The 10,706-nt window shown below is 67.2% G+C and carries 8 protein-coding genes; 4 read left to right on the top strand and 4 right to left on the bottom strand.

All coding sequences use genetic code 11. The annotated features are described in order from the left end of the window. Positions 1-3: 3 nt before the first annotated feature. From G6N14_RS14530 to G6N14_RS14515, 4 genes are all read right to left on the bottom strand, one after another. A complete protein-coding gene (locus G6N14_RS14530; RefSeq protein WP_234808924.1) occupies positions 4-2,070 on the bottom strand; it encodes an LCP family protein in 2,067 nt (688 codons plus the stop codon). 245 nt (positions 2,071-2,315) lie between these two features. After that, complete coding sequence (gene dusB, locus G6N14_RS14525; RefSeq protein ID WP_179960841.1) at positions 2,316-3,473, bottom strand: tRNA dihydrouridine synthase DusB; 1,158 nt, start codon at positions 3,471-3,473, stop codon at positions 2,316-2,318. 41 nt (positions 3,474-3,514) lie between these two features. Then, positions 3,515-4,516, bottom strand: a complete 1,002-nt coding sequence (locus tag G6N14_RS14520) for an acyl-ACP desaturase (RefSeq protein ID WP_085135757.1) — start codon at positions 4,514-4,516, stop codon at positions 3,515-3,517. A gap of 107 nt (positions 4,517-4,623) precedes the next feature. Then, positions 4,624-5,208, bottom strand: coding sequence for a TetR/AcrR family transcriptional regulator (locus G6N14_RS14515; protein ID WP_085135756.1), 585 nt, complete (start codon positions 5,206-5,208; stop codon positions 4,624-4,626). A 369-nt stretch (positions 5,209-5,577) separates the two neighbouring features. Between G6N14_RS14515 and G6N14_RS14510 the strand changes: the two genes are divergently transcribed. From G6N14_RS14510 to G6N14_RS14495, 4 genes are read left to right on the top strand one after another with little or no spacing between them, the layout of a single operon-like run. Continuing rightward, complete coding sequence (locus tag G6N14_RS14510) at positions 5,578-6,453, top strand: SDR family NAD(P)-dependent oxidoreductase (RefSeq protein ID WP_085135755.1); 876 nt, start codon at positions 5,578-5,580, stop codon at positions 6,451-6,453. Further along, entirely contained in the window at positions 6,453-7,847 is a 1,395-nt protein-coding gene (locus tag G6N14_RS14505; protein WP_085135754.1) for an aromatic ring-hydroxylating oxygenase subunit alpha, read from the top strand. Before G6N14_RS14510 ends, G6N14_RS14505 begins: the two co-directional genes overlap by 1 nt. Beyond that, positions 7,844-9,688: a flavin-containing monooxygenase gene (locus tag G6N14_RS14500; protein WP_085135753.1), complete on the top strand. Its 1,845-nt coding sequence runs from the start codon at positions 7,844-7,846 to the stop codon at positions 9,686-9,688. The genes G6N14_RS14505 and G6N14_RS14500 overlap by 4 nt, the downstream gene beginning before the upstream one ends. A gap of 49 nt (positions 9,689-9,737) precedes the next feature. Then, entirely contained in the window at positions 9,738-10,697 is a 960-nt protein-coding gene (locus G6N14_RS14495; RefSeq protein WP_085135752.1) for an SDR family NAD(P)-dependent oxidoreductase, read from the top strand. Positions 10,698-10,706 lie beyond the last annotated feature (9 nt).

Genomic DNA, 10,706 nt, shown 5'->3' with positions numbered 1-10,706 from the left:
ATGCTACTCGCAGGTGGTGTCGGCGGCGTTGGTGACGGTCAGGTCGTCGGGGAGTTCGGTCGGCTCGGCGCTGGTGTTGCGGGTGAGCTCGACGTTGATCTGCGAGCCGCTGGCCGCCGGCTTGGTCACGGTGCGAAAGTCGGATCCCAGGACCACTCGCACGATGTTGCCCAATCCGCTGACCCGCTCGATGGGCGCGTCTGACAGCGCCGAGGACACCGTCGCCGCGGCCTGCTCGTTGCCGGGGGAGAACAACACCTTGGTGGCCTTGACGGTGCCGGGATAGTCGTCGGCGTTGTCGACGTTGAAGCCCCACTGCTGCAGGCGTTCGGAGGTGCCGCCCGCCAGGCCGGCCTGCTCGGTGGCATTGGAAACCCGCACGGTGACCTCGGCGGGTGAGGTGGTGACGGCGCGCACCTGCTCGCTGAGTGGCCTGGCCGGCGACTCGGGCGCCGACGTGGACGGGGCTGTCGCGCTCAGCGCCGTGGTGGTCGGGACGGAGGTGGCGTTGTGGTCGTTCTCGCCCGGCAACGGGTCGTCGTTGATGATGGCGTCGAACAGGGCCCGGACGTCGTCCATGCGCGGGACCTCGTCGCCGTTCTCGTCGGTCTCGCTGGTCGGCACCGTCACGAACGTGATGTGCCCGGCGGCGACTTTCTGCAGCGACTGGCCGAGGTTCACCAGGTCCCTGGTGGTCACGTTGTCCACCGAGCTGTCGCCGATGAACATGTTGACCACGTTGTTGAGCTTGGTCGGGGAGAAGAAGGTGTTGGTGGAGATCAGCGAGCGCAGCAACGACGACAAGAACAGCTGCTGGCGTTTGATGCGGCCGTAGTCGCCGTTGTCCTCGGTGGTGACGTGGCGGGCCCGCACGTAATTCAGCGCGGTCGCGCCGTTGACCCGCTGGCGTCCGGTGTTCTCCAGCACACTGCCCAGCACCAGGTCGTACAGCGGGCTCGGGGTGCACACCTCGACGCCGCCCAGGGCGTCGACCATCTTGCCGAATCCGACGAAGTCGACCGCCATGAAGCGATTGATCGCCAGCCCGGACAGCTTCTGGATCTCCTTGACCAGACACTTCGGGCCGCCGAAGGCGTACGTCGAGTTCAGCTTCGTCTCGGTGTAGACCAGGTCGCTGCCGTAGCTACCGGTTTCCTCGTCGTAGACCGGACCGTAGACCCCGGTGGCGGCGTTCCACGCCTCGCACTGGATCGGGGTGATCGCCAGGTCCCGTGGGAACGAGACCACCACCACGCGTTTACGGTTCGCCGGGATGTTGACCAGCATGATGGTGTCCGAGCGGGCGCCCTCGGCGTCGTCGGTGGTTCCGGCGCCGATGCTGCTGTTGGCGCCGGCCCGGGTGTCGGCGCCGACGATCAGGAAATTCTCATCGCCGTACTGGCCGGCCGCGTCGAGGATGTCGTGCGAATCGGGATCCAGGGCGCTGATGTGGTTGAGGCTGCGATTCTTCGAGCTGCTCCACTGCCAGGCCGAACCGGTCAACACCAGGGCAAGGATCGCCAGCATCGCCGCGGCGGCCCGGCCCGCGGCCTTGGCCCGACGGTGCGGCGCGCGCGGTACGTCCTCGTCCGGTTCGGCGTAGCGATACGGGCCGACCGGGTCCAGGTGAATCTCCGGTGCGATGTCGGGGAGCTCGGTGGTCGCGGCCAACCCGTCCCAATCGGGGCTGTCGGCCGGGGCCAGCGACGTGCCGTGAATACGGCCGAGGTCGGGCACCTCGGAGGGGTGGGCCACCGCGGCGATGTCGGGCATCACGTCGGGCAGCTCGGCGACGTCGAGCGCGGGCGCGGCCGGCGGCTCGGACGCGGGGGCGGGCCCATCGGTCTGCGTCGTCGGCACCTGGGGAGGCAGGGCCGCGGCGGCCCGGCGCTGGCTGCGGCCACCGGAAGGCGGAGCGCCGGCGTTGACCTTGGCGATCAGGTCGGCAACGCTCACCGAGCCGTTGCCGGCGTCGCGTCGCCGCGCCGGGGTGCGCCGGTGGGAGGCAGGCACGTCCGCCGGGTCCCGCCAGCGTTCCCACGGCGCGGGTCCGGGCGGAGTTATCGTCATCAGCTGATGGTCGCCGTCTTGGCCCTCCGGCGTCCCAGGGCCAGGAGTGGCGTTATCGCCGTCACTCATGTCCTCAGGGGCCTCCGAGTCCTCGGGGTGCGTCGCTCGCACTTCGGCGCGGTGCGGATGGTCGGCATGCGTTCCGCACCAGCTTCTGCTCCTGCAGGGACGATCCCTGCCGGGAACAACAAGTTCCTTATTCTACTGAGAACCTTCTAGACACGCGATGTCGACAAAGTCTCATTTCAGCCACCCGAATGCATAATGTCGGCCCCCGCCGGCACGGCACAGTCGTCGGGGTCCGCCAGCCACCCTTCGGGCAGGGTGACCTTGGCCGGCGACCCCTGGCGTCCGCGCGGCCCGGTCGCAGCGGCCGGGAAGGGGATGGATGCGTCCAGCTGCGTCAGCAGTTCGTCGAGCTGGGCCAGCGTGGTGACCAGCGCCAGCTCGCGCCGCAGGCCGGAGCCGGCGGGGAAGCCGTGCAGGTACCAGGCGATGTGCTTGCGGATCTCGCGCATGCCCTTGTCCTCGCCGAAATGCTGCGTCAGCAGCTGGCCGTGGCGGCGGATGATGTCGGCGACTTCGCCCAGCGTGGGCGGGGTAGGGGCCGGGCGGCCGGCGAAGGCCGCTGAGAGCTCGCCGAACAACCAGGGGCGCCCGAGGCAGCCGCGGCCGATGACCACACCGTCGCAGCCGGTGGCGGCCATCATGGCCAGCGCGTCGCCGGCTTCGAAGATGTCCCCGTTGCCCAGCACCGGTATCGAGCGCACCTGCGCCTTGAGTGCGGCGATCTGCTCCCAGTCCGCGGTGCCGGAGTACCGCTGCGCCGCGGTCCGGGCGTGCAGCGCCACAGCCGCGGCCCCTTCGGCCTCCGCGATACGCCCGGCGTCGAGATGGGTGCGCGTGGCGTCGTCGATCCCGATCCGGAACTTGACCGTCACCGGGATGCCGGCGCCGGCTGCGCCCCGGACCGCGGCCGCGACGATCTTGCCGAACAGCCGACGCTTGTAGGGCAGCGCCGACCCGCCGCCCAGACGGGTCACCTTGGGCACCGGGCAGCCGAAATTCATGTCGATGTGGTCGGCCAGGCCCTCATCGGCGATCATCTTCGCCGCGGCGTAGGTGGTGTCGGGGTCGACGGTGTAGAGCTGCAGCGAACGGGGGGACTCGTCGGGCGCGAACGTCGTCATGTGCAGGGTGGCGGGGTGCCGCTCGACGAGTGCCCGCGCGGTCACCATCTCGCAGACATACAGCCCGCTGACCGTTCCGGCTCGGGACCTCTCGAGTTCGCGGCACAACGTTCGGAAGGCCACGTTGGTGACGCCGGCCATCGGGGCCAGCACCACGGGGCTGGCCAACTCGATCGAGCCGATGCGCAGCGCACGCCGCGCACCCGGGCGCATGTCACCGCATGCGGGAGGTGCCCCCGGGCCGCCGTTACCGACTACGGTGCTGATGGCTCCAACACCTTCTTGGCGGCGCGTTTCTCGGCCATCTTGGCCTCCCGCTCGAGCCGGCGCTGCTTGGCGGTCTCGAACTTGGCGCACGTCTCGTCCAGTTCGGCGACGATCTGGCCGATCTTGTCCTGGTAGCGGGCGGCTTCGCCGGTGAAATCGCGCTCGAGGATGCCCCACTTCTTCAGCACCGGCATCACCACGTCGTCGCGGTGAATGATCGGGTCGTAGACACCGCCGACGGCGATGATCACGGCCTTGCGGCGGAACTCCGGCACCACGAATCCGGGCATCTGGAAGTTGGCCAGCACGCGGTGCAGTGAGTGCATCGCCCGGTCCGGCGCGATGTCGAAGCCGACGGCGCTGACGTCGCGGTAGAAGATCATGTGCAGGTTCTCGTCGTGCGAGATACGTGCGAGCATCTGGTCGGCGATCGGGTCGTTGCAGGCCCGGCCCGTGTTCCGGTGCGAGATCCGGGTCGCCAGTTCCTGGAAGCTCACGTAGACGACCGAGTCGAAGAGGCTCTCGGCGAACAGGTCGTCCTGGACCTGGTGGTTCTGGCCGGGGCTGAAGCCGCGGTTGACGGTCTCCATCCGCAGGGTCTCCAGCTCGATCGGGTCGCAGTTGCGGGTCACCACAAGGTAGTCGCGCAGGGCGATGCCGTGCCGGTTCTCCTCGGCGGTCCAGCGGTTGACCCAGGTACCCCACGGGGCGTCCATGGTGAAGTTCATGGCGATCTCGCGGTGGTAGGACGGCAGGTTGTCCTCGGTCAGCAGGTTCTGCACCATCGCGGTCCGGGCCACTTCGGACAGCTTGGACTGCTCGGGGTCCCAGTCCTGCCCGCCGAGGGCGTAGTAGTTCTTCCCCTCCGACCAGGGCACGTAGTCGTGCGGGTTCCAGTCCTTGCTCATCGAGAGGTGTCGGTTGAGCAAGTCCTCCACGACCGGTTCGAGCTCGTGCAGCAACTCCAGGTCAGTCCATTCCCGTGCCATGCCAGCTCCCCAGGTATCTGTGTCCACTAGTTGCAGGCAATATATCTGTGGCTGACGGTAGCATCAAGTTTTCGCCGGGCGTGTTCCGGCGGGCGTCGGGTGGGGCCTTACCTCTGCGCCTGGGTGCTGAGCATCATGTCGACGCAGAAGTCGATGAATTGCGTGCGGTCGGCCTCGAGGGTTCCGGCCAGATAGTTGCTGAACAGGGCGGTCAACGCCCCGATCAGGCCGGTGGCCACCATCTGCTGGAACGCCGGTTCGCTCCACTGGGTCAGAGTGCGCTGGACCATCGCGATGAACGTCGGCATCCACCTGGCCCCGGAGTGGGTCAGCACCGGCTCGCTCTCGGGGGCGAGCAACAGCACTCGGCCGCGCACCGGGTCGTCGACCATCAGGGACACGAAGCATTCCACGGCTTCGCGCGGCGTTCGGGTGGCCAGCAGCGCGGTCATCGCTCGGGTACACACGTCGTCGTAGACGCTGCGGACGAACTCGTCGCGGTCGGCGAAGCTCTCGTAGAAGTAGCGTTCGGTCAACCCTGCCGCGCGGCAGGCCGAGCGGACGGTCAACGCGGGCCCCCGCGCGTCGCCGAGCAGCTCCACCCCCGCGGCGATGAATTCGTCGCGCCGCAGCGCCTGACGCTCTGCAAGCGGGACCCCGGACCAGCGGTCCCGGCGTTGACCGGGGGGCACGTCGTCTCCTAGGGTTAATTCTGAAAACAGCTGTATTCAAAGTTACCCACGCGCGGCGGGAATTTCCAATCATGGCCCATGGCTAACCCAGTCGGGGCGTGTAGGTAACCAGCATCACGGTCCGAGGCCTCCGGGGCGCCCTTCCTGCCCTTTCCGCCGGCCAGGCGCGTGGCGACGGCCCCCGCCCCGGTGATCGTGTTGGTCCAGACAATAAGGCCCGCCGCTCGGCATGCGGAGCTCTTGACTCTGCGCTCGCTACTGCGGAATAGTGTTCTTCGGAAAAAAGAATGCCATATGTTGTCCGGACAAATCCGTGATTCCGGTGCGAGCCGGGGGCGGGTTGCGGTCTGTGCCAGGTGAAAGCGGGTCATGGCCGATCACTCCACTCCTCCCACCCTGCCGAGTGGCCTCCTGAGCCTGACGGGCCGGATCGTGGTGGTCTCGGGCGCCGGGGGCGGTGGTATCGGCACGGCGGTGGCCACGATGGCCGCACAAGCCGGCGCGACCGTGATCGCGGTGAGTCGCTCCCGGAACAATCTCGATGAGCACATCGCGCCGCTGGCCGACCGGGGGCTCTCCGTGCTGCCGGTGGCTGCCGACGCGTCGACCGACGAGGGTGTCGCTGCGGTGCTGGATGCCGCGCGCCGCGCCGACGGCCGGCTCTACGGACTGGTCAACGTCGCCGGGGGAGCCGAGCCGTCGACCTGGATGCCTTCGACCCGGGTGGACCGCGCCGACTGGCGACAGATATTCACGCACAACCTGGAGACCGCCTTCTTCATGAGCAGCGCGGTCGCGAGGGAATTGGTAGCCGCGCAGCTGCCCGGCTCGATCGTGTCGATCTCCTCGATCAGCGGGATGAACACCGCGCCGTTCCACATCGCCTACGGCACCGCCAAGGCTGCCATCGTCGCGATGACCCGCACCATGGCCGTGGAGTTGGCCGCGGCCGGAATCCGGGTCAACGCGGTGGCGCCCGGCGTCACCAACACGGCCGCGTCGGCCGCCTACGTCGACGAGGACCCGGATCGTGACCTGCGGGCGATCGCCATGGGGCGGCGCGGTCGGCCCGAGGAACAGGCCGGGCCCATCGTGTTTCTGCTGTCCGACCTGGCGGGCTACATCACGGGGCAGACCTTGCTGGTCGACGGCGGCCTCAACCTCAAATGGAGTCACCTCGACGCCGACAACACCTCATTGTTCCTCAAAGACGACACCTTCCGTGCGGCGATAAGGAGGATGTGATGACCGATCCGGTCAAGGGGCCGGCCGAAGAGCTGGCCGACCCGGTCACGATCGGCGTCGAGGCCTACACGTCGCAGCACTACGCCCGTGCCGAACGAGACAAGCTGTGGCGCAAGGTATGGCAGCAGGTGGGCCGGGTCGAAGAGTTGCCGGAGGTGGGCAGTTACCTCACCTACGACATCCTCGACGACTCGGTCATCGTGGTGCGCAGCGGACCGGGTGCCTCCGCGGAGTCCTTTCGGGCCCACCACAACGTGTGCATGCACCGCGGCCGTCGCCTGGTCGATACGCCCGCCGGGGCGAAGAACGCGTGCGCGCGCACCCGCAAGTCGTTCGTCTGCGGTTTCCACGGCTGGACCTACGACCTGGACGGGACCTGCACCCACATCCGCGAACAAGACGACTGGCAGGGCGCGCTGACACCGGCGAACACCCATCTGGCTGCGGTGCGGGTCGACACCTGGGGCGGCTGGCTGTGGATCAACATGGATCCCGACGGCGAATCGCTGGCCGACTACCTGTATCCGGCGGCCAAGGTCCTCGAGCCGTTCGGTCTGGAGAACATGCGCTACAAGTGGCGCAGATGGCTGGAGTTCGACTGCAATTGGAAGGTCGCCATGGAGGCCTTCAACGAGACCTACCACGTCTACACAACCCATCCGGAGTTCAACAGGTTCGGTGAGTTCAAAGGGTGGGCGCGGGTGCAGGGCAAGCACAGCAACCTCGGTTACGACGCTCCCGACGACCTGGAGGCGACCAAGTCCAAGATCCGGTTGGGGACGGGCGCCGACCCGCGGGTGTCGACCGCGCAGATGCAGGTCTACACCATGGAAGAGACCAACGCCACCACCACCGCGACCCTGGTGAACGCCGCCAAGCGGCTGGTCGACGAACTGCCCGAGGGAACTGCGCCCGACAAGGTGCTCGAACACTGGCTGGCGTCGGCTCGCCGCGACGACGAGGCCCGCGGGGTCATCTGGCCGACCATCCCGGCCGACGTGCTCGGGCAGGCCGGCACCGCATGGCAGGTCTTCCCGAACTTCCAGATCGGTCAGGGGCTGACCACGGCGCTGTGTTACAGCGCCCGGCCGCACCCCAGCTACAACCCCGACAAGTGCATCTTCGAAGTCTCGGTCATCGAACTGTTTCCGCCCGGCGAAGAACCGCAGACGCAGTGGGAGCACACCCCGGCGGGCGACCCGGGCTGGCGCTCCGTTCTCCCACAGGACTTCTCCAACATGGCAGCGGTGCAGCAGGGAATGAAATCCCTCGGCTATCCCGGCGCCAAACCCAACCCCTACCGGGAGCGCGCCATCGTCAACCTGCACCACAAGCTGTCGAAATACATGGGCGCCGGTGCGCCTCAAGAAATCCCGACAGGAACGGATCGATGACAAACTGCTCGCCGACGGAAACCCCGGACGACTTCGACATCGAGGCGATGCGGCGCAAATACGCCGCTGAACGAGCCAAACGCGTTCGCTCTGACGGGGCCCAGCAGTACCTCGAACTCAAGAATGACTTCGTGGAGTTCGCCGAGGACGATCCCTACACCGAGGTGACTCCGCGTGAACCCATCGATGCCGACATCGAGGTCGTCGTCCTCGGCGGGGGCATCGCCGGACTGCTCGCCGGCGCCTACCTGAAGAAGGCAGGCGTTCCCGAGGTGCGGATCATCGAGATGGGCGGCGACTTCGGCGGTGTCTGGTACTGGAACCGGTTCCCCGGAATCCAATGCGACAACGATGCGTACTGCTACATCCCGATGCTCGAAGAGCTCGACTTCATCCCGTCGAAGAAGTTCGCCGACGGCGCCGAGATCTTCCAGCACTGCCAGAACATCGGAAAGCACTTCGGCCTCTATGACGGGGCGATCTTCTCCACCCAGGTCCGTGCGCTGCAATGGCAGGAGGAGACCAGTCGGTGGCAGATCACCACCAACCGGGGCGACGACCTGCGAGCGCGTTTCGTGGTGATGGCACAGGGCTCCTACAACCGGCCCAAGTTTCCCGGGATCGAAGGCATCAAGGACTTCATGAGGGCGGGTGGCCACGTCTTCCACTCGGCACGCTGGGATTACGACTACACCGGCGGCGACGCGAACGGTGGTCTGCGCAAACTGGCGGACAAGCGTGTGGCGCTGGTGGGAACCGGCGCGACAGGTGTGCAGCTGGTCCCGCACCTGGGGCGGGATGCCAAGCACCTTTACCTTTTTCAGCGCACCCCGTCGTCGGTCGACTTCCGTGGGAACGAGCCCACCGATCCGCAGTGGGTCGCGTCGCTGCAACCGGGTTGGCAGGCCGAACGCAAGCGCAACTTCCACCGCTGGTCACCGTTCGAAGGCGTGGTATTCGACGCTCCCGATATGGTGTGCGACTTCTGGACCGAGTTGGGCCGCAACCTGACCGCTCGCATCGGCGCCTGCCCCGACCCGACGGCTCTCAGTGTCGAGGAGATCATGGCGATGCGGGAGGAGGAGGACTTCAAGATCATGGAGCGGCTGCGCCGCCGCATCGACGGGATCGTCGAGGATCCGCAGACCGCGGAGGCGCTGAAGCCCTATTACCGATTCATGTGCAAGCGCCCGACCTCCAGCGACTCCTACCTGCCCGCGTTCAATCGGCCCAACGTCACCCTGGTCGACGTGGCTGAGTCCAAGGGCGTCGAAAAGCTCACCGAGAAGGGCATCGTCGCGGGCGGCGTCGAGTACGAAGTCGACTGCGTCATCTTCGCCAGCGGGTTCGAGATATCAACGGAGATCAGCCGTCGGTACGCGATCGACGTCATAGAGGGCCGCGACGGGGTATCGCTGTTCGATCACTGGCGCGACGGGTACCAGACCCTGCACGGGATGACCAGTCGGGGATTTCCCAATCAGTTCCACACCGGTTTCATCCAGGGCGGCGTGTCGGCCAACACCACCGCGATGTTCGAGCAGCAGGCTGAGCACATCGCCTACATCATCGCCGAGGCTCTCAAACGGAAGGCGGCGGTCGTCGAGCCCAGCCAGGAGGGTCAGAACGCCTGGGTCAGCACCATCCGAGAGCTGGCATTCGACAACTCGGCATTCGATTTATCCTGCACACCAGGCTATTACAACAACGAGGGTCGCGGTTTCGGCGATGCCAGCCGCTCGTTTCTCGGTGAGGTCTACTCGCCGGGCTTCTACGCCTTCGACGACCTGTTGAGGCAGTGGCGTGATGTCGGTGACCTGAAGGGCCTGGAACTGCGATGACGACCACAACGGCGTTGCCGATGCGAAATCTGCGTGAGGAACCCTTCGGTTGAGCGCACCACACCCGCTGCGGTTCGACGGTCGAGTCGCCGTCGTGACCGGAGCCGGCCGGGGCCTGGGCCGCGCCTACGCGCAACTGCTGGCGCAGCGCGGTGCGGCCGTCGTGGTGAACGACACCGGTGCCGACCTCAGTGGTGACGGCGTAGGCGATGACACGGCGGAGCGCGTCGTGGCCGAGATTCGCGCCGCCGGCGGCGACGCGGTGGCCTGCACCGCGTCGGTCGCCACGGCCGAAGGCGGAGCGGCGATCATCGCGGCAGCGCAGCAGCGCTACGGCCGCGTCGACATCGTGATCCACAACGCCGGCAACGTCCGGCGGGCCGCATTAAGGCAGATGAGCGCCGCCGACTTCGACGCGGTCGTCGACGTGCACCTGCGCGGCGCGTTCCATGTGGTGCGGGCGGCCTTCCCCGCGATGTGTGACGCACGATACGGTCGCATCGTGTTGACCTCGTCGATCGGCGGACTCTACGGCAACGCCGACGTGGCGAATTACGCGGCGGCCAAGGCCGGCGTGCTCGGGCTGAGCAACGTTGCGGCGCTGGAAGGCGCAGCTCAGGGCGTCCGGTGCAACGTGGTGGTCCCCGCGGCGGTCACCCGGATGGCCGAGGGGATCGACACCTCCGGCTATCCGCCGATGGAGCCCGAACTGGTCGCGCCGGTGGTCGCCTGGCTCGCCCACGAATCCTGTTCGATCACCGGAGAAGTACTGATCGCGCTGGCTGGGCGGGTGGCACGGGCCGCGTTGATGGAAAGCCCGGGGGTGTATCAACCGTCCTGGACGGTCGAGGATGTCGGGGCGCGCATCGCAGAGATCCGCGACGTGGCCGACCCGGTGATCTTCCCGGTGGTGCCCGACGGGCACGCCGCGCACATCCGGTACAGCTTCGGGATGGCCCAGACCGATCAGACAACACCCAACCCGCCCCATGTCGAGAAAACCCAGTAGTCGAAGGAG

It is taken from the genome of Mycolicibacter hiberniae (assembly GCF_010729485.1).
Lineage (GTDB): Bacteria > Actinomycetota > Actinomycetes > Mycobacteriales > Mycobacteriaceae > Mycobacterium > Mycobacterium hiberniae.
Note: the sequence above shows the minus strand (reverse complement) of the source record. Positions and strands in the feature narration are given on the sequence as shown.